This is a genomic window from Gloeocapsa sp. DLM2.Bin57 (genome assembly GCA_007693955.1).
Lineage (GTDB): Bacteria > Cyanobacteriota > Cyanobacteriia > Cyanobacteriales > Gloeocapsaceae > Gloeocapsa.
This window is the reverse complement of the sequence record RECR01000080.1, coordinates 1-25,157: the sequence shown is the minus strand read 5'-3', so window position 1 is coordinate 25,157 and position 25,157 is coordinate 1. Positions and strand designations below refer to the sequence as shown.

24 protein-coding genes and 2 pseudogenes are annotated in these 25,157 nt (G+C 38.7%); 15 read left to right on the top strand and 11 right to left on the bottom strand.

From position 1 onward, the window contains the following. From EA365_10570 to EA365_10550, 5 genes are all read left to right on the top strand, one after another. Nucleotides 1-286: hypothetical protein (locus tag EA365_10570; protein TVQ44270.1), on the top strand; the 286-nt coding region annotated here is incomplete at its 5' end. Between the two features lie 77 nt (nt 287-363). Beyond that, a complete protein-coding gene (locus EA365_10565; protein ID TVQ44269.1) occupies nt 364-966 on the top strand; it encodes an IS607 family transposase in 603 nt (200 codons plus the stop codon). Continuing rightward, a complete protein-coding gene (locus tag EA365_10560; protein ID TVQ44268.1) occupies nt 947-2,149 on the top strand; it encodes a transposase in 1,203 nt (400 codons plus the stop codon). The genes EA365_10565 and EA365_10560 overlap by 20 nt, the downstream gene beginning before the upstream one ends. A gap of 80 nt (nt 2,150-2,229) precedes the next feature. Continuing rightward, nucleotides 2,230-2,529: a hypothetical protein gene (locus EA365_10555; GenBank protein TVQ44267.1), complete on the top strand. Its 300-nt coding sequence runs from the start codon at nt 2,230-2,232 to the stop codon at nt 2,527-2,529. Beyond that, on the top strand, nt 2,507-2,866 hold the full coding sequence (locus EA365_10550; protein TVQ44266.1) for a hypothetical protein: 360 nt from the start codon (nt 2,507-2,509) through the stop codon (nt 2,864-2,866). The genes EA365_10555 and EA365_10550 overlap by 23 nt, the downstream gene beginning before the upstream one ends. 391 nt (nt 2,867-3,257) lie before the next feature. Here the strand turns inward: EA365_10550 and EA365_10545 are convergent. From EA365_10545 to EA365_10515, 7 genes and pseudogenes are all read right to left on the bottom strand, one after another. Then, nucleotides 3,258-3,635: pseudogene (locus EA365_10545) on the bottom strand (nucleotidyl transferase AbiEii/AbiGii toxin family protein). After that, the gene (locus tag EA365_10540; protein ID TVQ44265.1) at nt 3,632-4,240 is read right to left on the bottom strand and encodes a transcriptional regulator; all 609 of its coding nucleotides are present in this window, start codon (nt 4,238-4,240) and stop codon (nt 3,632-3,634) included. The pseudogene EA365_10545 and the gene EA365_10540 overlap by 4 nt, the downstream one beginning before the upstream one ends. Nucleotides 4,241-4,381: 141 nt before the next feature. Then, nucleotides 4,382-7,531 carry a DUF3854 domain-containing protein gene (locus tag EA365_10535; protein ID TVQ44264.1) on the bottom strand — a complete coding sequence of 1,050 codons (3,150 nt, stop codon included), beginning with the start codon at nt 7,529-7,531 and terminating at the stop codon, nt 4,382-4,384. A gap of 384 nt (nt 7,532-7,915) precedes the next feature. Beyond that, nucleotides 7,916-9,064 (bottom strand): hypothetical protein, encoded by a 1,149-nt coding sequence (locus EA365_10530; GenBank protein TVQ44263.1) that lies wholly within the window; start codon nt 9,062-9,064, stop codon nt 7,916-7,918. Nucleotides 9,065-9,081: 17 nt separating this feature from the next. Next, nucleotides 9,082-9,429 (bottom strand): DUF86 domain-containing protein, encoded by a 348-nt coding sequence (locus tag EA365_10525; GenBank protein TVQ44262.1) that lies wholly within the window; start codon nt 9,427-9,429, stop codon nt 9,082-9,084. Continuing rightward, entirely contained in the window at nt 9,416-9,724 is a 309-nt protein-coding gene (locus tag EA365_10520; GenBank protein TVQ44261.1) for a nucleotidyltransferase, read from the bottom strand. The genes EA365_10525 and EA365_10520 overlap by 14 nt, the downstream gene beginning before the upstream one ends. 217 nt (nt 9,725-9,941) lie before the next feature. Next, nucleotides 9,942-10,163 carry an AbrB/MazE/SpoVT family DNA-binding domain-containing protein gene (locus EA365_10515; protein TVQ44260.1) on the bottom strand — a complete coding sequence of 74 codons (222 nt, stop codon included), beginning with the start codon at nt 10,161-10,163 and terminating at the stop codon, nt 9,942-9,944. A gap of 104 nt (nt 10,164-10,267) precedes the next feature. Here EA365_10515 and EA365_10510 point away from each other — a divergent pair, with 104 nt between their 5' ends. The 3 genes from EA365_10510 to EA365_10500 all read left to right on the top strand — a co-directional run bounded on the left by EA365_10510 (nt 10,268) and on the right by EA365_10500 (nt 13,059). After that, nucleotides 10,268-11,215, top strand: coding sequence for a site-specific integrase (locus tag EA365_10510; GenBank protein ID TVQ44259.1), 948 nt, complete (start codon nt 10,268-10,270; stop codon nt 11,213-11,215). Nucleotides 11,216-11,335: 120 nt separating this feature from the next. After that, nucleotides 11,336-11,968 carry a hypothetical protein gene (locus tag EA365_10505; GenBank protein TVQ44258.1) on the top strand — a complete coding sequence of 211 codons (633 nt, stop codon included), beginning with the start codon at nt 11,336-11,338 and terminating at the stop codon, nt 11,966-11,968. Nucleotides 11,969-12,207: 239 nt separating this feature from the next. Continuing rightward, nucleotides 12,208-13,059 (top strand): hypothetical protein, encoded by an 852-nt coding sequence (locus EA365_10500; protein TVQ44257.1) that lies wholly within the window; start codon nt 12,208-12,210, stop codon nt 13,057-13,059. On the opposite strand, the gene EA365_10495 is transcribed toward EA365_10500, so the two are convergent. After that, the gene (locus EA365_10495) at nt 13,036-13,896 is read right to left on the bottom strand and encodes a hypothetical protein (GenBank protein ID TVQ44256.1); all 861 of its coding nucleotides are present in this window, start codon (nt 13,894-13,896) and stop codon (nt 13,036-13,038) included. The genes EA365_10500 and EA365_10495 overlap by 24 nt on opposite strands. Before the next feature lie 364 nt (nt 13,897-14,260). Between EA365_10495 and EA365_10490 the strand changes: the two are divergent. The 4 genes and pseudogenes from EA365_10490 (at nt 14,261) to EA365_10475 (ending at nt 17,764) form a co-directional block, all read left to right on the top strand. Continuing rightward, nucleotides 14,261-14,473 (top strand): annotated as a pseudogene (locus EA365_10490) (IS701 family transposase). Between the two features lie 2 nt (nt 14,474-14,475). Then, nucleotides 14,476-14,928 (top strand): hypothetical protein, encoded by a 453-nt coding sequence (locus EA365_10485; protein TVQ44255.1) that lies wholly within the window; start codon nt 14,476-14,478, stop codon nt 14,926-14,928. Nucleotides 14,929-15,347: 419 nt separating this feature from the next. Then, the gene (locus tag EA365_10480; protein TVQ44254.1) at nt 15,348-16,211 is read left to right on the top strand and encodes a hypothetical protein; all 864 of its coding nucleotides are present in this window, start codon (nt 15,348-15,350) and stop codon (nt 16,209-16,211) included. Between the two features lie 362 nt (nt 16,212-16,573). Continuing rightward, the gene (locus tag EA365_10475) at nt 16,574-17,764 is read left to right on the top strand and encodes an aminotransferase class V-fold PLP-dependent enzyme (protein ID TVQ44253.1); all 1,191 of its coding nucleotides are present in this window, start codon (nt 16,574-16,576) and stop codon (nt 17,762-17,764) included. 792 nt (nt 17,765-18,556) lie between these two features. On the opposite strand, the gene EA365_10470 is transcribed toward EA365_10475, so the two are convergent. The 3 genes from EA365_10470 to EA365_10460 form a co-directional block, all read right to left on the bottom strand. Beyond that, nucleotides 18,557-20,446: a protein kinase gene (locus EA365_10470; protein TVQ44252.1), complete on the bottom strand. Its 1,890-nt coding sequence runs from the start codon at nt 20,444-20,446 to the stop codon at nt 18,557-18,559. Nucleotides 20,447-20,537: 91 nt separating this feature from the next. Further along, complete coding sequence (locus EA365_10465; GenBank protein TVQ44251.1) at nt 20,538-20,924, bottom strand: PIN domain-containing protein; 387 nt, start codon at nt 20,922-20,924, stop codon at nt 20,538-20,540. 1 nt (nt 20,925) lies between these two features. Beyond that, nucleotides 20,926-21,288, bottom strand: coding sequence for a helix-turn-helix domain-containing protein (locus EA365_10460; GenBank protein ID TVQ44271.1), 363 nt, complete (start codon nt 21,286-21,288; stop codon nt 20,926-20,928). A gap of 994 nt (nt 21,289-22,282) precedes the next feature. Here EA365_10460 and EA365_10455 point away from each other — a divergent pair. The 3 genes from EA365_10455 to EA365_10445 are packed head-to-tail and all read left to right on the top strand — an operon-like array spanning nt 22,283 to nt 25,006. Beyond that, nucleotides 22,283-23,305, top strand: a complete 1,023-nt coding sequence (locus EA365_10455; protein TVQ44250.1) for a ParA family protein — start codon at nt 22,283-22,285, stop codon at nt 23,303-23,305. 13 nt (nt 23,306-23,318) lie between these two features. Then, nucleotides 23,319-24,032, top strand: a complete 714-nt coding sequence (locus EA365_10450) for a ParA family protein (GenBank protein TVQ44249.1) — start codon at nt 23,319-23,321, stop codon at nt 24,030-24,032. Further along, nucleotides 24,029-25,006 (top strand): hypothetical protein, encoded by a 978-nt coding sequence (locus tag EA365_10445; GenBank protein TVQ44248.1) that lies wholly within the window; start codon nt 24,029-24,031, stop codon nt 25,004-25,006. The genes EA365_10450 and EA365_10445 overlap by 4 nt, the downstream gene beginning before the upstream one ends. Nucleotides 25,007-25,157 lie beyond the last annotated feature (151 nt).

Here is a 25,157-nt window from a genome sequence, read left to right as displayed (position 1 = left end):
CGTCACCACTTCTGAATTAGTTGAAGATGGGTTACAGGAAGATGGGTTACAGGTTGACAATATGCCCGCTTCTGTTGATGTGAACAAAGTAAACACAAGCGACTCTAAAGAAACGAAAGCAACCCAACAGGAGCTACAGAAGCTTTATATTGATTGGGTTCGCTATCGAGGGGAGGTTTACATCGTCGCTGGTACTGATGGACAAAAGTTGTTGTTAAGAAAATCTGGCAGTCCTAAGATTCTTCATAAAGTTCACCGCTCTCAAGTGGAGGTGGGGCTTGAGTAAGCTTCCAAAAAAAATAACTAAATCTTGCTAAACCTCTCTAATTTTTTGGCTATACTAGATAAATAAATAGGTTTGACATGAAAAAATTATCAATATCGGAAGCAGCTAAATTAAAAGGTGTTAGCATTTCCACTCTCAGGAGGTGGGAAGCTGAAGGGAAAATCATAGCAGAACGAACAGCCAATGGGCATCGTCGTTATGATTTATCCCAATTAATGGGAGTAAAACGTGAGTTGTCTTTTACCGTAGGCTATGCACGTGTTTCAACCCCTGACCAAAAAGAAGACTTATTAAGACAAGTAGAAGTACTAGAGTTATTCTGTGCTTCTAATGGTTGGCAGGTAGAAATAATTAAAGATTTGGGAAGTGGTTTAAACTACTCCAAAAAAGGTTTAAAGCGTTTAATTAATTTAATCACAGACGGAAAAGTTGAGCGATTAATTATTACTCATAAAGATAGACTGTTGCGGTTTGGGAGTGAATTGATTTTCTCGTTATGTGAAATTTTTGGAACTGAAGTAGTCATTATTAATCGAACTGAAGATAGCTCATTTGAGGAAGATTTAGCTCAAGATGTTCTTGAAATAATAACCGTTTTTTCTGCCAGACTGTATGGTTCAAGAAGCCATAAAAATAGAAAGCTAGTAGAGGAATTAAAAGATGTCGCTAGTCGGATTTAAAACAAGTTTAAGACTTAATAATCAACAGGCTACTTTAGCAGCTAAACACGCAGGAGTTGCAAGACACGCATATAATTGGGGTTTAGCCACTTGTCTTCAGGCACTAGAAAATAAGACAAAACTCCCATCATCTGTTGACTTACATAAAAAGCTAGTAGCTGAAGTTAAGTCAGTTTATGCCTGGTACTACGAGGTAAGCAAGTGTGCTCCTCAACAAGCGCTAAGAAACTTATCTCAAGCTTTTATGAACTGGTGGAAACACAAGCATTGTAAAAAGCCAATCTTCAAGAAAAAAGGGAAAAGAGATAGCTTTTATTTAGAGGGAAATATCAGGATATCTGGGAACAAGATTAAAATACCTATTTTTGGTTGGGTCACTTGTGACGAGATTCTCCCTACAGTTATTCCTAAAAATGTAACTATTAGTAAGCGAGCTAATAAATGGTTTATTTCTTTTAAATACGAATTGGGAGATAAACTGACAGTCAAAAAATCAGAAAGAGTGGGAGTTGATGTTGGAATAAATGCGTTAGCAACTTGTTCTGACGGTACAGTCTATCCCAATCCCAAAGCTTATAGAAAAGCCAAGAAAAAAATAGCTAGATTGCAGAGGAAAGTTAGCCGAAAAGTTAAAGGTTCAAACAATAGAAAAAAAGCTATTGCTAAGTTAGCGATCGCCCACAAAAGAGTATCCGACATCAGAAAAGATAATCTCCATAAAATAACTACTTCCCTGGCTAAAAACCACAGCCAGGTAGTAATTGAGGACTTGAATGTATCTGGAATGTTGAAAAATCATAAACTAGCAAGTGCAATAGCTGATTGTGGATTCTTTGAATTTAAGCGACAATTAGAGTATAAGTGTAACTGGTATGGGAGTGAATTAATTGTTGTAGATAGATTTTACCCATCTAGCCAACTTTGCTCTAATTGTGGGAACAGGCAAAAAATGCCTTTAAAAGAACGTGTTTACAGATGTGCCTGTTGCAAGACAAGTCTGGATAGAGACTTGAACGCTAGTATCAATTTTAAAAATTACGCAAGTACCCCAAGCTCTGGGGAAACTTTTAAAAAAGCCTGTGGAGAAGTAAAATCACTTGACAACATTGTTGTTGAGACTTCGCTGAAGCAGGAAGTAAGCGTCAAACCTATACAGCTAAGTCTTTTTGACTTGCTTGAGTAGGTTTGAGTAGGTCTTATGGAGCGGAGCGCACATGAGAATCTAACGTAACAATGAAAATATTGAGTGAAACGAGGAAAAAAATGACAACAACCGAATCAAAAACCCAATGGCAGTATCTAGAGAAACGCCCCCATCTGTGGCGAGAGCAGCTTTATCTCAAAGGGAGGAAGCTAAAAGCCTTTACCGTCTGGATGAACATGATTGTTAACGAAATGACCCCATCTGAAGCCGCAGACAATTGGGATCTGCCCTTAGCAGCCGTCAGGGAGGTCATCGAATACTGTGAAACCCATCAGGAGCTATTAAGGCGAGAAGCCCAAGAAGAACGCCGCCGACTGGAGGAGAAAGGAATTAACCTTGAGCCTAAGACTACTCATTGATGAAGACACCCAAGCCAAACTGTTAGTGATTCTCCTCAAAAGAGCCGGTCACGATGTCGTCACCGTCAACGACATAGATTTCATGGGCAGGATAGATCCCCTAGTTCTTGATTTTGCCAGGAAGGATAATCGAGTTTTGCTGACCCAAAACTGCGATGATTACGAGGCTTTACATGAGATTAACCCAAACCATCCAGGAATCTTAGCCGTCTACAACGACGATAACCCCTCGAAGAACATGAGCTTTAAAGCGATTGTCAGGGCGATCTCCAACCTGGATGCGGCTTCGATTCCTCTGCCCGGTCAGTTTATCCCCCTGAACGCCTGGAACTATTAAGGGGTTTGGGGTTCTCCACTTCGTTATACCTAGACGAGAACGAGCTAACCATTGCGCCGAATAATTACCTAAATGATTGATAATTAATTGCGAGAATAAATTTATGAACAATCAAAATTATGATAATAAGCTTTCAAAAATCAAAGCTATTATATACAACTCAAGAAAAAATTTTAATCCAACCTGTTTTAAGAAAAACATTAAATAAAAAACGCTCATCCTAAAACAATTGATAATTTTATTAAGTTATTTTTAGATACTTGGGTAACTGAAAAAGAAAGAATGACAAATCTTGAAGAAGTTAATTTATTTGTCAATTAGATTTCTAATATGTGGGTTTGCAGATAAAGTTAAAATCTGAGAACGAAATTACAGGCTTTTTTGACTCCTTAATTCGCGCTCCTTCATACTCTTGGTCTTCTTTAATCTTTTGACTTTTAATGGTATCGGGGTTAAATTCTAATCCATCGTCAGGAACAATAGTCTGACAAATAGCAGAGAAAACTTGTTCTAGATAAGACAATGTGTTATCTCCTTGCCCGAGTAAATCTAAATCTCTTGTAGGGCGATGTGGTTGGTCACTCCAGACCGAAAAAAGTAAAGCACCTTTGAGAATAAATTGCTCCTGGTATAAAGACTGGCTTATGCGGTATAAAAATCGTTCTAGGGCATAGCGCGTCAAAATAACTTGAAAATCTTCTCGGGCTGAAGTAGATTGGTTTTTAAGACGAGTGCGAACCGATGCGGCGATATTAGGAGATTGGTTCATATTAATGTTAGTGATTCAAGGTAGGGGCGCATCACATTAGTTACTCGACAGATTTTAGCGTAGTGCCAAAGTTCATCCATTGTACAGCGACGCTCTCGCCAACAATCTCGAAGTGCTTCTAGTGCCACATCATGACCAATCTTGTTACGATATTTAAAACAGTCTGCTACTGTTTTGGGAACGTTAAATATTGGAACAGGAATATTAGCAATCAGATGTGTTTCTATCCCGGAGGTTCTGGTTTTTTCCGACATATATACAATACGCAAAGGAATCAGGTCATCTTTGGGGGGACGTGCATCCTGAGCAATTGCCTGCCAAACTTCAAACGGATTTTGGGTGGTCAAGTTATGAAATCTCAGAGCTGAAAGTAAGCAGATAATGCCATGAGGAACACGTATACTAGCTTCAATTAAACTTTGATTTTCTGTTAAATCTCTGTCTGGGAGAGTGTAAATGCCACGTCCTGAGCGCACTATTTGCCCCTGATTTGACAAAAGTCGCAAATATTCCTGATGAATGCCCATTTCTCTAAGGTCTTTTGAGCGGACAATTCCATCCTTGACCAGAATAGACATAACTTGAGCCGTTTTTGAGGGGTTCATTATCAAATTTGACAAACTGTTAGTACTTATTATAAACCAGCTTTTTGTCAAGAATCTAGTTTGATTTCGGATTTTTGAGCGAAATATAGGATAATAAATTGTTAGAATTGCACTCGTAAAAACTTAATTCTGACCCTATATCTAGAGTCGCCACTTATTAAAAATTAAATAAATTGGATTTAGTAACAATTCGGGTCTTAAAAGCATCGCCTCTAAACCAGTTCTTAGCTGTTCAAGTAAGTGTAAATACCCAGTCAAGGGGTCAAATATTTCCTGTGACACCCCCTCCTCTAATGTATGTATACTCTCCTTTTCAGGGGGGTCTGGAGCTTTTTTATCCCCCTCATTTGGTTGCTGTTTAAACAAACGTTGTTGTTCGCGATAGGCAAGTACCTCCAAGGCAAAATGAAAATGGTCGGCATCGAGACTGTATAAACGAATCTGTTGGCCATTTTTTCTAGTTCGTCTATTACGTAGTTTCAACCCCAATTGGTCTAGTAGTAAACTTAAGAGCCAAACAGGAGGACAATTGTAGGGAATAGTTAAATTGAGAATCGATTTTATCTGGGCAGAACAAGCAACGGCGATATCTCGTATCTTGATTAAATCTGGGTCGGTTTTAGTAACCTCTTCCCCTGCTAGTAACCTCGCCAGAATCTGCGGTATTCCCAAGCGATAACGAGCTAACCATTGCGCCGAATAATTACCCCAATCCATGGACAAGGGAAACAACTCGCGCTCTGTCAAATCTCGTTGACTCACAACATCAGGCGGTCGCGGATAGGTTTTACCAGAGTTGGTCTCAATGATGATTCCCTCATTGGGAGAAAGAACTGCTTCTAGAGCTAAAAGTTTATGATAGAAACGTCCCTGGTCATCCTTTTCAACTAACTCTTCGGTGACCTGCATCCCATAAGCAGTAGCAATTCGGTATTTTTCACACTCATAGACTTCTTCAGGAGAAAGGAAATCTTTGGTTTGTTGACTACGGTATTGCTGGAAGTCGATAGATTTGGCATTGGCAATAGCTGCCCTAGTTTCCGCGTCGAGTCTCTTGGCTGCTTCTTTCATCCGTTGTTGATTATCTGGAGAATTATCCTCTATAACCATATCGATGGTATGTCCCATTTCTAGAAGAAGATACTTTAAATCAAATCTTAAATTATTGAGGGATTGATTTCTTTGTGCTAGTTGACGGCAATAAGCCTCTAAAGCCCAATCTTTCTCAGCACCACGGATACCAGTTTCTTTATCTAGACGAATCAAAAAGGCGGTCATTTGGTTACTATCTAGAATGGATTGTTTGATTTTCTTGGGGTTAGTTTCCTGATAGCCATTTAGAGGACGAGGGGCGACCCAGATGTGCATGGGGATGAGATATCGAATGCGGTGTAGGGCTTGGGCGCATTCGGTGGCCATTTGGGTAGCGCCGTGAAAAACGCCAAAAACTACATCGAAGTGATAGTCAGGAATATCGACTCCGGTGCTAAGGCTAGGAGAAGCCAGCAGGGCATCAACATTTTTAACCTGGTTAGAGATATCTTCGATAAAGGCGATATTTTCTTCGCTGCCACTGTTTTCGGCATGAATAGACCAGATTCTTAAATCGTCAACATGTAAAGGGTCGGAGTTCACAAATTTGACTTTCATCGCTTTTTCTAGTTTTTTGATAAAGCGCTTGGAATCGGAAGCCACCATGATTTTTAGTCCGGCTAAAAGGGCGGCAAAAATTTGGGCAACGAGTTGGCTACTGTCATTGCCTGTATACCAGAAAATATTCCGACCACCGTTAGAATAGGTATTTTCGATAATTAGTGGTTCTTCATTTTCTGGGCGCATGGCTTTGAAGAAGTCAATAGTAATTTCGTCGAGGTGGGCATCGGCGAGGACAACGAGTTTGGCTTTATTGACGAGGTATTCTAAAACTTCTAGGATTTCGGCGCGATATTCTTTACAGGTTTTACTGTGTAGAAGATGAACGAGGTATTGACAGGCTTCGTCGATGAAAAGGCAGTCATAGGGGTTTTGGATATAGGTGAGTTTATGAAGACTATCGACGGTGATGGAAAGGGCGGAGGCTTTGACTAAGTCTGCCGCTTTCAGGGCGGAATACATTTCGGTTTTGAGTCTTTTAGAGAGATTTCTCAGGAGATTAACGCGATGACCGTTATTGAGGAAGCGCTTATGGGGATTTTGTTCTCGCCAACGTTCCATGAGGTCGGTTTTACCCGTGCCCATGGAACTTTTTATGGCAACAAGTCCCGATTCTGGGAGGGAAATGGTATCGGAGATATAGGGGACATTGAGTTGAATCTGGGGTTGATATTTACCCAAAGAGAAACGAGAGGCAAAAAAGCGTTGTTGGTATTCTTCTATAGTGAGGGCATTTGCGATTATCTCCTCTAAAAGCTCTTCGGCTTTTTCACCGTGGGTGGCAATGAAGTCGTCAACGCCTTTTTCAGGTCCTGGAAGAAGGGCGATTTTACAAGAACAGCCGGCTTCTCTAATTACTTTGGCGGTGCGCCAAGTAGCTTGATAGAGGGCGTATTGGGTTTTGGGTTTGGTTTCGTAGTCAAAAAGAATGATGAATTCCCGTGCGGGTTGAGCCTGGGGCATCAAGTCAGGGTGGAGGCGTTCGTCAATACCTTTTTTTCCGACACGTCCATTCCAAATGCCAGGGAGGGCGATGGCGGCAAATCCTAGGGTGAGTAGGCTACCTGCTTTTTTTTCGCCTTCGGTGAGGATATTGGGGATTTGGGGGTGTTGTTGCACCCACTGCCAAAAGTTAATCGGGTTAGATAGTTTTTCAGAAAGGGAGTGAGAGCGACTAAGACCGTAGCGTTGGGCTACTTTATCCCAGAGGTGAGTGGGAGTATTGAAGTAGGTGACGCGATTGGGTACTTTAGGGGGCGATTCGTATTTAACTGGTTTGTTTTTTAAAGCATTAGACCTAGGAGCATTAGGCTTAAAGCGCCCCCATTCCATTGGTTGCCAGTTGTTGTGGGGGTCAACTCCGGAGCACCACCAGCCGCCTTCTGATAGGTGGGAGTATTGTCTGAGCCATCTGTCTCTGAGGCGACCATCGTTGCGGCGCTCTGTGTTGTCGAGGCCGTAGAGGAGATGCTCAAAGGCGGCGGATTCGTCGAGAGAAATGACATTTTGGTTGATTAGTTCAGTGTCTACACAACTAGAGAGCCATTCAAGGAGGTTTTGATGGTTAATCCGGTTGTGTTTCTGTCTTTGAGAATTTTCGACCTGGTTTTGTTCAAAATTGATGTAATTTATCGCCATTGTCCTACTTCATAATTTGGTTAGTAGGATCTAGCTATATTTTCAAGTCCACCCTCAATTCCTTACTCACTTCAGAACAGAAAGACATAATTTCATCCCTTGGCAAATTGTTCAACGGGATGAGTATTGAGATATTGATTTACAAATTTTGTCTATTTTCTGCTATCATCGAAGTAATGAAAAAGAAATTTTTGCTTTTTTGGTGAAAGTCTAAGGACTCCACCTTGAGGGTGGACTAAAAGTCTTTCTAGCTAAATCCATGTGAGAGAGCGTCGTTTAACTGGGGAAATCAGTTGCGATGCTTTTTTGCATATTAGCCTTGAATGCTTTGGTCACCTTAATTTAATTCTACAGCTATTGTAACTCGATGGGATCTGAAATTAATCATGATTGTGGTTGCTCTGATTCTAGTCTTACTTTTTCGTCGTGTTTGAGTTTAGCTATAAGTCTAAAGGCTCTATTCTCTTCAATAAAGTAAATGTCTTTGAAATAGAGATGAAGTCTTTTGCCTAGATCTATCATTGGGGAATCTGGATGAACAAATATCTCAACCGGATGAGTGAAAATTATCATGTTGATGACCTTACCTGCCATTAAATCGGGTTGATGTTCAACGAGATGTTCTACTACCTTCAAGTGAGTTTCTACAGGATTACTATGAAAAGCCCGTTTGGGTCCTCTTGGTTTACGGTACATAATTGTTTTTTGAATGGAGTCGTAAAAAACCTTGACAGGACGACCATCTGTTTCATCGAAGGTTATTACAGACAGGGCAAACACCAGACCGTAATCAGCTTTAATAAGAATATCTAAATTTCCTACTCCTTCTACAGTTAAACGAGGTTCTCTGATTCTGTAGGTGATTTCTTCTCCTGAATCACCTAATTTATGTCTGAGGAATTCAAAAATTCTCCATTCAGTACGTTCAACGCGCTTTCTTTGTCTTTTACATTCGGAGAAAAAAGACATTTCTTCAAAAACTTTTCTAATTAAAGGAAGCATGAATAAGCTAAAAGCTAGACCAAAGGGAGTACTAACAATTATTCCGCCATAAATCATGGCAAATAAACAGACTGCCGTCTCAGCATGGCGACTATCCATCATATCCATGACCTTTTTAGTTAATGGGTCTAAATCTTCTGATTGGATTTTTACGCCATTAATTACAGCTGATTCTAGGTCTTCTCCTTCCTCTTTTCCAGGTTCAGGGGTTAGGGGTAAGAGTTCTTCTTTGACTGAAGTTGGGGCATTTTTTGAATTAGAACTAGTTGCTTTTTTGTTTCTCTTATTCTTTTTCTTATGGCGGGATTGGGATTGATTCGTAGAAGGGGCAGGGGAACTGGCGTTTTGTTCAGTAGTGGTGTGCCCAATGGGGTTCTGCGGTTTTTTAATTTTGTTCGCTCCTGGTGCGGGGGGAGATTGTGCGGGAGGTTTCGGGTCGACAGGGGGGTTAATCCCTTCCTTATCTAGTTGTTGTTTTTCCGTTGGGGGGTTAGGGTGAGGAGATTTTTTAACAAATCTATGAATTTCCATGTTGAATACGACTCATGTTAGGTTTCTAACTTTTGAATGGCTTTTTTAACCTCAATTAAAAGAGGGGGTAAATCTTGAGTAATCACCTGCCAGACAATCTCTAAATCTACATCAAAATAAGCATGAATAATACGGTTTCTCATGCCTATAATTTGTCGCCAAGGGATTTGGTCATATTTAGCTTGGTTAGATTCAGAAACGTTATTGGCCGCTTCTCCTATGATTTCAATTAGCCTAACCAGAGCCAATGATAGCATTCTATCATTATCCAAATCTTCTCTGGTACGATTCTTGACAAAAGATAAGGCTTCAGATGCGGCATCTCTAATATGTCTTAAGCGGGTTAGATCATCAATTTTGCTCATAAATAACCAGAGCTTTCTTCATCACTTCTTCTCGAAAATAACGGCTTAAATCGGCAGGAGTTCTTAAATCAATTTGCCGATTGATTATCTCTGATAATTCATCTTCCATTGTAATGATAGCCAATCCTGGGGTTTTTCCTGGTTCAAATTCTACCAAGACATCTACATCACTTTGGTGAGTAAAATCCTCTCTCAAGACTGAACCAAATAAAGATAATTTACGGATCTGATAATGTTGACAAAATCGCTGAATTTGGTCGAGGTTTAAACGAATAGGTAGGGTTTGGGGAATCATGGTCAAAATTAGGGAATTTTTCAAGGGTAAAACGGGGATTTCAAGCTAAATAATCGACTTTTTTCAATTCTTCGCTCTTTTTGCTTTGAACATAGAACGAGAAGAGAATCCACAGCTTTATCCTAGCCTAGATGCTTTGACACTCCCCACCAAAATTAGCAAGCTGCTGGCTATGAATCGCCTTGGCCATTCTCTCGGTAATCAGCACGCAGTTCCCTCACTTGGCCAATTCTTTTAAAGCATTACGATAACGGCGGGTAACTTCAGAAGCCGCTTCCATGACTTGTTCAAATTCAGGATCGTAAGCGGTTAACTGTATCCCGTCGGGGGTTTCAGTCAGATAGAGGGTGTCTCCTTCACTAACTTGTAACTTATCAAGGATTTCTTTGGGAAAAGTCGTTCCGATGGAATTTCCAATTTTCCTGAGTTTTAATTTCATGATTTTTTTTGTTCCTTAGGAGTAATTACTATTGTAACTACAAAGTTAACCCATTTTTTTGGTAAAGTTAAAAGGTATTGAGAAGTGCCCTATTAGAGAGTAAGATGTCTGAATTAATCCATGACTTTAAGCCACCGGAGTTGAAGTTAATTTCACCTCTGCCTTTAACTCTCCATCCGGCTCTAGTCTATCTCGACTCTTTAGGAAAGGGTTCTCAGTTAACTATGGCTAATTCTCTTAATACGATCGCTTCTCTTTTAACTGAAGGTGAGTGTGACCTAGTCACTTTGGATTGGTCAAAATTACGTTATCGTCATACTTCTATTGTTCGCTCGGTTTTGGGTACTAGATATTCCCCGACTACAGCTAATAAGATGTTGTCGGGTTTGAGACGGGTTTTGCAAGAGGCTTTTAAGTTAGATTTGATTGACCAAGCTGATTATGTGGCTGCGGTGGATTTAGCGGATTTTCCCACGAATGGTAAGTTGCGAGGGCGGGCTTTAACTAGTGCTGAAATCTACGCTTTGATGTCTAGTTGTAGTGGGGAGCGAACTATTGATGTTAGGGATAGAGCTATTATTGCTATTTTACGAGGTGCGGGTTTACGTCGGGCGGAGTTGGTTAATTTGAATCTGGCTGATTATCTAGCTGAAAAATTGAGATTGGAGATTAGAAACGCTAAGGGTGGTAAAGATAGAATGGTTTATCTTCCTGAAATGGCGATATCTTTAGTTAATCAATGGTTGGAGAAAAGAGGCTATGAAAGTGGACCGCTAATTTATGGGGTTAGTCGCGGGGGGAAGATTATTAGAAGAAGGTTGTCTACGGATGGGGTGTTGAAAATAGTTAGAGCCAGAGCTAGTAAAGCGGGAATAACTTCTTTTTCTCCTCATGATTTTCGGCGGACTTTTTGTAGTGATTTACTAGATGCAGGTGTAGATATTGTTACGGTACAACGCCTTGCTGGTCACGCTTCTCCGATGACGACGGCCAAATATGACCGCCGTGGTGAAGAAACTAAGTTGAAAGCGGTGCAAAATTTGGGTTTTTGAGTGAAATGCTGTTTGGTGAGGCGTGAGGGTTTGAGCGTTTGAGCGTTTGTCTATAGTAAGCGTCTACTGTCCACTGTACTGTATGGTGTACAATGAGAGGAAACACTAGACACTTTGAAAATGAACAACAACAATACTGAAGTAACTAACTTTCCAGTTAAAGATTTACCTAGTCGTTATAGCCTGGGTAGAGCGGCAGTTTATAACCGTTTAGAGAAACTCAATATTAAGCCTTATTCCATTAGTAATAAAGCCTTTGTTACTACGGAAGAGTTGGCGAGACTCGACGCATTGGATGCCTTTTTAAAAGAAGGTAAAACCATGAATGAGTTTCTTGAATCACAAGGTTTAATGTCTACTGACACCTCGATAGACAATAGAGTGGACAGTCCAGTAGACATAGAGAAAAGTCCAGAAAATAAAGATATTATTCCTACACTAGACAATAGACACTATTCACTAGACACATCTACTGACACTTTTAGTCTGGCTGAGGTTAAAGAGCTAGTTTATGATTTAATAAAAAATATTCAAGCTGATAAAAAAAGCAGCATAGATGATTTGAGAAATCTTCAAGAAATTGCTGATAATAACTGGCAGTTACCAACGAAAAGAATGGCAGAAATTGTTGGCTGTTCTCCTGCAACTTTAAGTAAGCATTCTGAGTATCATTATTGCGGTTTTGTGATTATTAAAACTACCAAACAGGGGAGAGGATTCCTTTGGCGTGTTGGTCATGAGGATAAATTTTAAACATTACATTAATACTGTACACTGGACACCACACTAGACGTCTAGTGGTTCTTAAAATCAAATGGGGGTGAATAGTTGCGAAAATGCGTGGAAAATCGTGTCTTGTTGCGAATGAGTATTGAGAGGAAAGTAAATGGCTGTTTTGGTCAAAATGAAATGAATAAAGAGGAAAATGAACTTTTTCGGAGTTAGAGGATGTACGAAAAGTGTACAATGTCATTAATACATACAAATAAATAGTGGATATCAGAAGAATTAGAGAGTTAGTTATTATCGCTATGTTTGCTGATGATGAGTTGATGGAAACACTCGTACTTAAAGGTGGAAATGCTCTAGATATTGCTCATAATATGAATTTAAGAGCATCGATAGATGTTGATTTTTCTATGTCTGGAGATTTTGAGGATCTCGAACTTATCCGCTTAAAAATCGAGCGCTCACTATCGGAACGATTTGATTCTGACGGCTATCAGGTTTTTGATTATAAGTTTCAACGGAAACCTCGACAAACCAAAGAAGAGACTCCTTTTTTCTGGGGGGGTTATGAAGTAGAATTCAAAATTATCGAACAGGATAAATATTCTCGTTTTCAGCTTGATATTGCCAATCTTCGTCGAAATGCTACAACTATCGGCTCTCAACAACAAAGAACTTTTAAAATTGATATTAGTAAATACGAATACTGTGACCTAAAAGAAGAAATCGAGTTAGATGATTTCATTATTTACGTTTATACTCTTCCCATGATTGTTATTGAAAAACTGCGAGCTTTATGTCAACAATTGCCTGAATATCCTCTCAGAGGAAAAGGAAGAGCCCGAGCAAGAGATGTATTTGATATTTACTCAATTATCACTGAAAAATTTGTGGATATTACTAGTACCGAAAATCTCGAATTATTTAAACCTATTTTTTTGGCAAAAGAAGTTCCCTTAAATTTGCTTTCTCTTATTAAAGAGCAGCGCGAGTTCCATCGTCCTGATTGGTCAGCAGTTGAACAATCTGTTTCAACACCCTTAGAATCTTTTGATTTCTACTACGATTTCCTAGAAGAATTGATTGATAAATTAAAATCCTTGGGGATAAAATAATCTCCAAGTTTTATCATATTCTTTCTCTTTCATTCCATAAGTTAAATAAAAATCGAATTCTAATCCCAGCTTTAGCAAACGACTGTAATGTTTTTCTTGCCAACCTGCACGTTCCATATAAAAACCAATAGCTTGATGATAGGGATAAAGATATTGTAACTTTTTAAGAGTTGCTATTAAAACATTGGTTGAAGCTTTTCCCTTTGCTTCTTTGTAAGCTTCTAATACCTGATAGACTCCTCCTGCATATTCTGGACGAACTACAACATCTATTAGAGTTCTCTCCAACTTAGTTACACGTATACCATCTAACGTTCCTACTTCGAGTTCATTAGTTTGTTTACCATTTACGATGGTAATCTTTGTTCCCTCGTATTCATAAATCATTCGAGATCTTCGTTGTTTGGCATTAGCAAAAGCTCGGTCTAATCCATCTTGGGTTAAAGATGATTTTAATAATGGTTCTTTTTTAGATTGCTCTTGATTTACAAAAACGGTTTTGGGTATTTGGTCATTTAAACCGTGGAGAAAAACGGCAGTGCCATGAGACAAATAAGACCTAGGGCGTAGTGATAGTGCGACCTCAAATATCGATGGTTGCCCCCATATATATCTAATTTCCTCTTTCCCATAGTTGGGACAAGTAATGATTTCTTTCTTGACTCCTTCAAGGTCTAGAAAAGATTCTTGAAAAGTTGAGAAGTTAAGAGATTGTGGTAATAGTTTTTTTTCCTTTAACTGAGAGAGATACTGCTGAAGACCCCTCACAGTCAAGACAAAAGGTGGAGTTTCCTGAAGTATCTTAGTTAGTTTTAGATCCAAATCTTGTCTTTCCATAGTTTTTTATTAATATATTTTAAGTTATAAGGTATATATACCTTATAACTTAAGTCTATTTAAATCTAGGCTATTATGGTATATATACCATAATAGCCTAGAGTAAGGATACTGTAGTTAGAAAAGATTCAGAGAAGTTAGTAGCGATTAACATCAAAATACCTAAAACAAAAAAAGACTGGTTAACTCATAAAGCAGTTCAGGTTAGGGATAATAATGATCAACCCGTACCCCCAGGAGAGCGAGTATATCCACTAGGAGTTACGCATTGACAAATGCGTCAAAGTATGTAAGGAATTAATTAACTAGGGCGATGTCGCAGACATCCGTTACGCGGTGCGCTAACAAAAAAAAGACTCTTAATATTGAAAAACCCTATAGTAATCCCAAGTTATCAGAATTTATTGGTTATTATTGGTCAGGAAAAGAGCATCGTATAATCAAAGGGATTAATTTAATAAGTTTATATTATACAGATACAAATGGCACTTCTTTACCCATAAATTATCGGATTTACAATAAAAAAGATAATAAAACTAAAAACGATTATTTTAGAGAAATGGTTGATGAAGTAATGGAGTGATTAATAAAAATCGTAACCCTGTAGAAACTTTAAAAAAACATGGAATTATTCTTTATATGGGTACAGATAGTCAGATAAAAATAATTGATGCAGCTTGCGGACTTGCAACTTGGAAACCTTTTGAGATGATTTATTACGCTGGAGAACAACGAGATGATTTAAATACATTAATTACCAATACTTTTAATCCTATTATCGAAGCAATTATAAATTTTCGCATTGAAAAAAAACGAGCTAATATTTATCCTTGTTTAACCTTACTTTGTTTGGTATATAATCAATCAACAGGAGCAGTTTGTGAATTTCGTAGTCATTATACAGCAGAATCAGGTAGTCAATTAATTATCCCAGGATTCATAAGCAAAAAGCCACCTGCTGGGCGAATGCGAATGCCTATGGATATTCTAGGTAAACCACAAAATATTCCGACAATTAAAGGCTTTTGTTAAATTTTTAAATTTAAACCTATTAGGGGTAAAAGTAGCGAGGCTGTCACAAATACTACTTTTAAATGTATTATAAAGCTTTGTATTAAGGGCTATTTGCGGACAGTTTCTGTCGTATTTCATGTCTTGGGCGGCTGAATGTGGGTTATATACTTTGTCAGCTTTTATTGTAAAATAGCACAAATTCAATAATACTAAGTATCTGCAAAGGAGCGAGTTATCTTGGAAATAAAATGTAAGAACCCAATTATAAAATGTAAGAACCCAATTAATTATTCTCTATTAACAACAAACATTAGATATAACCCGCTTGATTATCCTGAAAAAGCGATTCAATCCTTTCATCAAGAAGTAAAAAAGCAATCGGGATTCAGACTCTCGATATACTTCAAAGATTCGTTGTTTCTTCTGACCCGTATTTAATGCTAAAGGGCACTTTTGTTTTACCCAATGATATAAGCTCGAAAGAGACACCGCGAAAGTTTTCTACAAGGAATGACGAGAGTTGGTTTGATGGTGGATATACTGCGCTCTCAATCATCCATTTGGCTAACTTAGAATATATCTCTTATGCCTGTGAAAACGGAGGAGAGCTTTTTATTAATATAGTCCCTTTCGATGCCCAAAGTGGTGTGGAGCCAAGAAAAATAGAGAAATCAGAGAACGAACTGCGTGGGCACACAGACGGATGTAGTTTTCCATTTGAAGATGAATTACATTTAATAAACGAGGGTTTGCCGCTTGCTCCCGATTTTATATTGCTTATTGGATATAAAAATCCTCAATCAACTCCTACCTATATTATTCCACTTTCAACAATTATTGAACAATTGAACCCATCAATCGTAGAAGAGCTTAAAAAGCCAATTTACGACATAGGTAATCAAAGAACCTTTAACATTAACCAACAACTTGTTGAAGTTCCGTTAATTGCCAACTATCGCTCTAACGATGAATATCAAATTCGATACAGCCACAGTTCTGTAGCTGGTCCAGAGGATAATCCAGCTGCCGGTGCAATTCAACAGTTGGATCTGGCTATAACACAATGCAAAATACCGGTTGTGATAGAGCCTGGAGATATTCTTTTAATTAACAATAGAACCGCCTTACACGGCAGAGGAAAAGTTGGTGAAAGAAATAATCAGCTGGAACACGAAAATAGATGGATTCAAAGAATTTATGCTAGTACAAAGAGGACTAATAAGAACATAATACCTTTCATGTTAGGACCTCAAATACAAGATGAATTCACTGGAAACATTGAAGAATTCATCTTAAAGTAGGACGGGCAATGGGTTTACCTTTTTGATTAGGAAGAGTAGATGAAGTCAAGTCTAATGCTTGTCTGAGTTGATGTTGACGGGGTTTGAGTAGCAATGGAACAGAAAGTGCGATTCGTTGAAGCCAGGAACGTCTAGAAACTAGACAGGTATGGGCTTCTGTGAGGATGGAGGAGAGAAAACCTCAAGTAAGGGTATGGCTAGGGAAAGTGTCATTTAGTGCCAACGAGGCTAAAATGTTTTTAGTGTCAATGGAAGGATAATATTGCCGCAATGGCAAGCTTATGCTTCCATTGACACGGAACTTTAACCATTTCCCAAGAAAATAAAAGCGATTTGCGTTTTAAGAAACCAAGGATAAAGTAATGTCTCACTACAATAACATTAATCTATACAAGACACCTCGCTATACCGAAGATTTGGGAGATGTGCTCAAGGAATTTGCTACCTCGACAATGTGGGATGACTGGGATCTTGACGGCCTACTTGTTGACGTGCCGCATAAGTTTGCAAAGAAAATGGGTGCAGAGTATGGAATTTTCTGTTGTACTGGTACTGCTGGATTACATGCCTCCTTAATGGCGCTTGAACTATTGCCTGGGGATGAGATAGTCGTACCCTGTATGACGTTTATTCGTGCTATAACACCGCTTGTACATCTTGGACTTATACCTGTACTTGCTGATATTGACACGCAGACTGGTAACCTAGATCCAGAATCACTTAAATCCGTTATTGGACCGAAGACCCGCGCTGTAATCGTCGTTCATATGTGGGGTATTCCGGCTGATATCCGTAGAATCTTGAATATTTGCAAAGAAAAGGGACTTTACTTAGTTGAGGATTTTAGCCATGCCCACTTCTCAAAGCACGAAGATGGCACGGTAGGAAGCTTTGGTAAGGTTTCGTTTGCATCACTTCAAAGGCAAAAGACTTTATCTGTAGGAGAGGGTGGACTAATAGTGACCAGTGACAAAGAAATATACGAACGTCTGCAATCAATTACATCACCTGGCTCCTTCAAGGGAACTCCAAACTTTAAAGAATTTTCAGGGTTCGGTCTCAATTTTCGAATGAGTCCTTTCTCTGCCATAGTAGCTAGTTACTTGTTCGACCAAGTGGACGAGATCGTTACATCCCGCGCTACGCATGCAAAAATATTTGACAGGATTCTATCAGATTTATCCACATATTTTTCTCCACCTTTCGTTCCAAACTACTCAAAGGAGGTATCTGCTTACAGCTACAAACCTGTTCTTAGAGAAAAAATTACACTAGAAAAACTCATTCTTGACAATAATCAAGGTCTATGGAAATTTAATAGTTTCAGTTATGACCACATTCTTGCAAGTCCGTTTTGGCGGAAGAGTCGTGCTCACTATCCATTTGCGCTGCAAATTTACCCCAAGACGCCAGTAGACTTCCCTAACTACGTCGAATATATAAAAGGAAGAGTAAGTATTTCTATCCCAACAGTTGGGAAGGATTACTGGAGTCCGGAAAACATTGATAAGTGGCGTGATAGCCTGATTAAAACCATCAACACATCAAATTGATACATTTAAACATGACTTAAAGCAATCAATTGTTCGCTTTTAAAATGCTTTGGATTAGATGAGGGTAAATCAATAATTACCATCAAAGGTCTACGGCGATGTTTGAAAGCAGGGGTTAATCCAGAATTCCCCGAACAAGGCACGCCCCAAGGAGGCATAAGTATGTAATTGAGGATTGTGTTCAAACTTATCCCTCTTCTGTCACTTTCCGATTTTTGCTCTGAGCAAAAATCGGGCATAGTCAAAGTATATGGGGTATAGCGCTACGCGCATACATTAGGGGGTAAAACTAGCGAAGATACTGTTGGCGAAAGTAATCATTTTGTTTTTCTAGAGTAGTGTAAAAGTGAAATATTAGGATTGAAACTATCCATGAAATACATGGAAACAGTCAACTTCTAACCTTGTATGACATGGAGCCGTTTGATATCGTAGAAGAAAAAATCACTTTTGATCTCGAAAACGTTTCAATTGTCTGATTCCTCCCATGCAATACATGGCTTAATTATATCTCACCCCTTGTATTACATGGGAAAATTAGCTATCAGCTTTTATTTCTATCCCAGAACAATAATGTCAGTAGAGGAAAAAGTTTTTCCTCCGAAGCGATCGCATTCTCATGGCGAGAGAATTTGCTACACTACTCTAAAAGATAAAATGATTACTTTCGCCAACAGTATCACCCAAAATAAGTAAGAATTATTTATCTGTCGGAAATAAATCCTATTTTGATTAATTTTGGACTTAAAACTCAATAATTTCGACGGAAACAAGGGGAAAAGGGTAAAGGGTTTAAGAGTCTCCAACCCGGAGGACAAGCCGAAATCCGAAGAAGCTGATGCCGTGCAAGTCGCTGTCGCGACGAGCACTACGACAGTCCCTAGGGAGATTGTTCCAAGAACCGCCCCGGAGTACTCTACGTAATAGATGATTGTTAGCATCATCAATCCAGGCACTCCCATCTGTGGGCGCGCCATCATAGCTTTCATGATACTGATCTAAACACCATTCCTGAATATTCCCGTGCATATCGTATAACCCAAAGGCATTAGGAGGAAATATACCTACTTCTGTTGTTTCTCTGCGGCTTTGTACCACTGGCTCATTGGCAAAGCGAAAATATTCAGAATTATAATTAGCTAAATCCGTTGTTATTGTCTCACCAAAATGAAAGGGTGTTGTCGTTCCCGCTTTACAGGCATATTCCCATTGAGCCTCTGAAGGTAAACTAATGTCTTTACCTAGTTTTTGCGATAATTTTTGACAAAACTCGACACAATCATTCCAGCTTACGCTCTGCACTGGTCGCTTCTCTCCTAGGAAGCTATATGGATTATTTGGGTAGGTATATGGATTATTGCCCATAATCGCTCCCCATTGGGCTTGGGTTACTGGGTATTTCCCCAGCCAAAATCCAGGGACTGTTACTCTGTGCTGTTGTTCTTGGTGCTTATATCTCCCCAGCTCGCTATTAGGTGACCCCATGAGAAATTCTCCCCCTGGAATAGAGACTAGTTCTAACTCTACGCCGTTACCTAGGTCTAAAGTCTGATATTTGGCTGATTTATTTTCTTGGTTTATTTGATTTCCGTAGGAATCTACTGTAATTACGTCAAAACTGAATGTGTTTGATGTTGGGTTTGGTGTGGGTATGGGTGTGGATGTGGATGAACTAGTTAATAATAATTTATTTAACACTACTGCACCTATTGCCCCACCTCCTCCTAAAACACCCCATTTCAGAAATTTATTACGCGATATTGGCTTATCTGATTCTGTCTCTACCACTTGTGTTGGTTTATAGCCCCCTTCCTCAATTACCCTCGTTGGTAGATAACCACTCTCTTTAGCATTTGCTGATTCTTTTAGCTTCTTTAAATCACTGATAACCTCAGAGGCTGACTGATAGCGATCCTTGAAATGATACCTTGTCATTTTAGTCACCACAGAAGCTAATTCTTCTTTTACCTCGGCTTGGTCTCGCCAAATCAATTCTCCATCTTCATCTTCTCTCAACTGAGATGGTAATAGTCCAGTTAATGCTTGAATTGCCACCATTCCCAATGAATAAATGTCACTACTAGGACGGGGTTTTCCCTTGGACTGCTCTATAGGCATATATCCTGGTGTGCCTATCCCCACTGTCATGCTTATTTGTCCTACTCCTGTGGCTTGCTGCATTCTCATTTGCTTTACAACGCCAAAGTCTATCAGTACTAACTTTCCATCTTTTTCTCTTCTGATGATGTTATCTGGTTTGATATCTCTATGAATCACTCCTTGACTATGGATAAATTCTAATATCTCTAACATATTTTTTAACAAAGACACTACCTCAGACTCTAACCACCTCTTTCCTAGGGGTAATTCCGCACTTAATGGTTGACCATCAATAAATTCTTGTACTAGATAAAATTCTTGGTCTTCTTCAAAGTAATCCCGCAGTTGAGGAATTTGGTCATGTTTGCCTAACTGTTCCAGGATTTCTGCTTCACTTTTGAATAACCGCTTCACTGTAATTAGAAAGTTTGGGTCTTCATTGGCGGGTTTGAGATGCTTAACTACGCAGGTAGGATTATCCGGTTGCTGAGTATCTTCGGCTACATAAGTTTGCCCCATGCCTCCTGTTCCTACTAACTCATTGATAATCCGATAACGTTGCTTCAGCAGTTGACCCTTCATCCGAGCACTTTCCTTATTTTAGGTACTTGACTAAATACAATAATACCTTAACTATAAAGATAACGCTGCAAGAGATTATGTTAAGGATAGGCTACTGATGAAAGAGGGAGTTGCTACAATCCAAAATCTTCGTCGGAAAATCAACTAGATTAAAAGTAATAATTCGAGCATTAACCTGAATCGCTGCAGCTAAAATATGTCTGTCTTTTGGGTCTGGTAAAATTAAATTTTGGATAAGTGACTGATAATCCTCTACCATACTGTCAGCTACATGGCGATTCATCAAATCTCGCACATATTCTAAACTTTCACGGTTAATATCGGAACGTACTTTTAAGATGCTATCTATCCATTCATCGTGAATCTGATTTGTCCACTTAGCTTGATAAACACCATCGACAGCCAATTGGACAAATAAATCTCTCAAAGGAGCCGAATACAAGACACAGGCATCTAATAGAGCCACAATTTGACCCATTCTAATCGTATAAGCCCAATTTTTCAGTTAGGGAGACGATTTCATCTAGAGCGCAGTTAGCTTTTTCCTCTTCTTTTGCTTTATATTCCAATAGGGGTTGAGTCGGAATGCGACGATGACTTCCTACTTTACGATAAGGGATATGACCTTGTTCTAAAAGTTTAATCAAATAGGGGCGGGAAACATTTAAAAGTTCTGCCGCTTGATGGGTAGTTAATTCAGCTCTTACTGGGGTAATAGATATTGCATTGTTTATCCATGTTCTAAATTCCCCCAGAACCTTGACGAGATTTGAATATCGTCTTATCCCTGGATGTTCCCACCGGAAAACATCTATTTTAATACGATGGGTATTATTAAACATGTCTTTTGAAATTTTAACTTCTTTTTGGAGTGAACTATTGGGTGGGCAAGTAATATCCCATTTAGCACCTGCAGTTGGGATTCGATATGTTTCAGAGATATAAATACGTTCACCTTTCTGGTTAAATAAAGATACTTGGATGTCAGCATGTACCCCATGAAAAATTCTTTCGCTTGTTGCGCTGGCGTTAATAATGAGTGTTCCATCCTTAGATAAAACAGCTTTAGCAATAACAAAACCACCACCTATTAGAAATTTTTCCGGTTCTCCTGATGTTTTGGATTCAGTGTTTGTTTTTGGATTGAATTGAAAAATTATATTTCCTACAGTAATATTTCCTCCTACTGTAGAACCTTCAAGGGTCACTACTTTAAGAAAAGATTCAGGTAGACTAACTACTTTTTTGCCCTTACATCTCCTGTTCTTAAATCTCCTTTCAATTCAGAGTCTTTGGCACGTATTCCCATAACTTTACCGCCTCCCTCTGAAATCACGTTACCAATAATAGCATTAGCAGCTTTCACATTTTCTAAATCCATACCAATAGCATCAAAATTAGACTTTTGTTGCCTTCACTCATTCTCTACTCGAGTTCTGCATAACATAACCTGCACCTCTTCCTTTGCCTTCTAATTTCAACTTATTGAGGTTACTTAACCTGGGAACAGTTAAACTTTCTCTGGAAATCTTTTGAATTATTGTATACACTCCCTTTATCAGAAAAATAGATTTAAAATCCTGTCATGAACGACAAGCTCAGGGCAAGCCTTAAATGTATACTAGTACTGGTCATTGACCCACTTCACTTCAAGAAATTCCAAAACAAAAAGCTGACAAGAACCACCTTATAGCGTTGTCTTTCAGGTATTAGCTGTAATAATATAAAAGACAAAAAAAGTTACAAAATTGGCAGACTATTTTGTCTTTTATTGACGGTAATTTGTCTAGAAAAGACGTTATAATGTATTTTCTAGACATTAATCATTGAAGGTTTATGTATAACTCTTATATATTTTGGAATAATAAAGGCGGGACAGGTAAAACAAGCTTGGCATTTCAGAGCATCTGTCGATATGCCAATAAGAATCCAAATAAAAAAATACTCGCAATTGATGTGTGCCCGCAAGCTAATCTTTCCGAGCTTTTTTTGGGTGGTTTAACTAATGAAGGTAGTAGTAAATTATTGCAATGTTATGGCACAATAATGCGGCGTAGTATAGGGGGCTATTTTCAGTTACGGCTTCCAAGTCCTTTCTCAATACCAGAGTTTTCAGGCCATGATTTTTTGATTAACCCTTACAAATATAATCCGCAGATCCCCAAAAATATAGATTTATTAGCAGGAGATCCTTTATTAGAACTACAAGCAAATGCAATAAATACGTTGTCAAATACTCAGATTCCTGGTACTAATGCATGGATATCTATTATTGATTGGCTCAAAGATTTTCTTGAAACAGTGAAAAATGAATATGATGCGATTTTTATAGATGCTAACCCAAGCTTTTCTATCTATACGCAGATTGCCTTGTCAATTTCAAAGCTACTCATATTACCAGTTATGGCTGACGATTCTTCTCGGCGCGCAATCCAAAATGCTTTTTCTCTCATATATGGATTAAAACTCCCCTCCGATATTTACTCAGAATACGCTTTCGCCAATAAGTTAACAAAGGCAGAACGTTCATTGCCTTCTGTTCATATCATTGCTAAAAATCGAATAACGCAGTACATGGGGGAGGCATCAGCATATGATGATGTATTAAAACAAATTGACGAAGAAGTGATAAATTTGATGTCACTGCATCCTAAAATTTTTACTTTTAAAAATATAACTGATGGAACAGTGGCAATTCGCGACTTTCAAACAACTGGCGTTGTAGCTTTTGCCAGAGGATGCCCTTTCTATAATCAACCTATTGGTAAACTACAAGTTTGTAATCGTCGTGTTCAGGTTAAAGAAGATTATAAAAAAAATTGTGTTGAAGCAATAGACTATCTTGTCAATAAGCTGTAATTGCTAAAAAGACATAAAGGTAACTTTCGCCAACTGTCGAAATGGTAAAAGCACCACAGTCCTTAATTTAGGAGCTAGCTTAGCCCTACTGAAATCTAAAGTAATTTTGTTGGATTTAGATGGACAAAGAACCCTCTCTTTTGGTTTGGGGTTAGATGGACAAACGCCAACGGCTCTAGATTTATTGGTGCACACGAATGTAGACCCAAAAGATACAACTATTGCGAACCTGCATTTGATACCGGGGGATTTAGGGCTGTTTCAGTTAACTACAGAGGAGGATTTATTTACTCCGGCGTTGGCGTCTTTAAAGGGTTTGGATTTTGATATCTGTTTAATGGATTGTTCTCCTGGTTTGGGGGTTGTTTCGGTGCAAGCTATTTTGAGTAGTGATTTAATCTTAATTCCGGTCATCTGTGAACCAGCTGTTTTAAAGGGGTTATCAGAAGCGGTACAACTGATTAGAGAAGAACGTCCCAATGTAGCTATTGAGGTGTTACGTTGTCGTCATCGTCCTCGTTTATTGATTACAAAGGAAGCGGAAACCTTATTAGTAGAAGCACAAACCGAATTAAATTATCAGTTGTTAGAAACTACCATACCAGAAAATATAGCCGTGGCGGAGGCTATCGCTCACTTTGTACCGGTTACCGTTTATGCACCTCGTTCGATGGGTGCAATAGCTTACAAACAATTAGCAAAAGAGTTCAAGAAAAATTGGTTATGAGCAATAAAACTAAATTAGGTGGAATGAGTAAGCTTAGTCAATTATCAGGTATAAAACCTCAAGCGCCAGAAAAAGATACAGAAGATGTCTCAACATCTACGCTACTAACTGACAATTCTGAGATTTCATCATCAGAGAATCCTAAAAGTAAGGATACTGTAGTTAAAAAAGAGTCAGAGAAGTTAGTAGCGATTAACATCAAAATACCTAAAACTCAAAAGGACTGGCTCAACCAGACTGCGGCGGAAGTTAGAGAGAATAACGGTTTTGATATTATTCCCCAACAAGAACGTATCCGCCTCACAAAGGAGGCTGAAAGATTAGCTAAATTTAATGCGAATGGCCGTTATACCATTCGTCTTGATAAGCCTGAAGCTGCTTCTCTTAAAGCTGATTTGGTTAAATGGGGCTGTTTTGATTTCTTTACTGGTAATAATGGGCAGATTATTGGTCTGAGTCAAGTAGTTTATTTTGCCCATCACGGCTTTAAAGCCCTTCGTAATGGTTTTTATGTCTATAAAGACTCTCACCATATCCATCATCTTGATGGTAACCCTGAAAATAATCTCCCTCAGAATCTCACTTGTCTTTCTTACTCAGACCACCTTACTGTTTCTAAATTACAGCGGGGAATTGTTCCTAGAGGAAAATTTGTATACAGTCCTTCTGACAATCCTCTTCATGGAACAGGAGCAGATTTAACTACAGAAACGACTTTTAATAATCAAGGTCGCCTGATTAAAAACCATTCGGCTTTTATTCTTCGTGTTGTTGCCGCTACCCTCGAGGATTCCACTCGTTTATTCGCTCATGCTGCTTCTAGACCTAATATTACTACCTATTATATTAGAGAGATTATAATTTGGTGTCGTACTATTCTCTCTGGTCGTTTACCCCATTGGTCTTGTTCTAGTCAGCTCATTTCTTCTTTTTTTAAACCCAATACTAGGCATCTTAAAGCACAGCTTATTTAGTTTACAAATTCTCTAATTTAAAGAAACTATTACTTGACAATTTAATATTTTAATATCGGGAACAGTTAAACCTTCTCGGGAAATCTTTTACTTATTGTATACACTATGATTGTTCAAGCTATACTAATCCCCCTGCTAGATTAACCAGTTC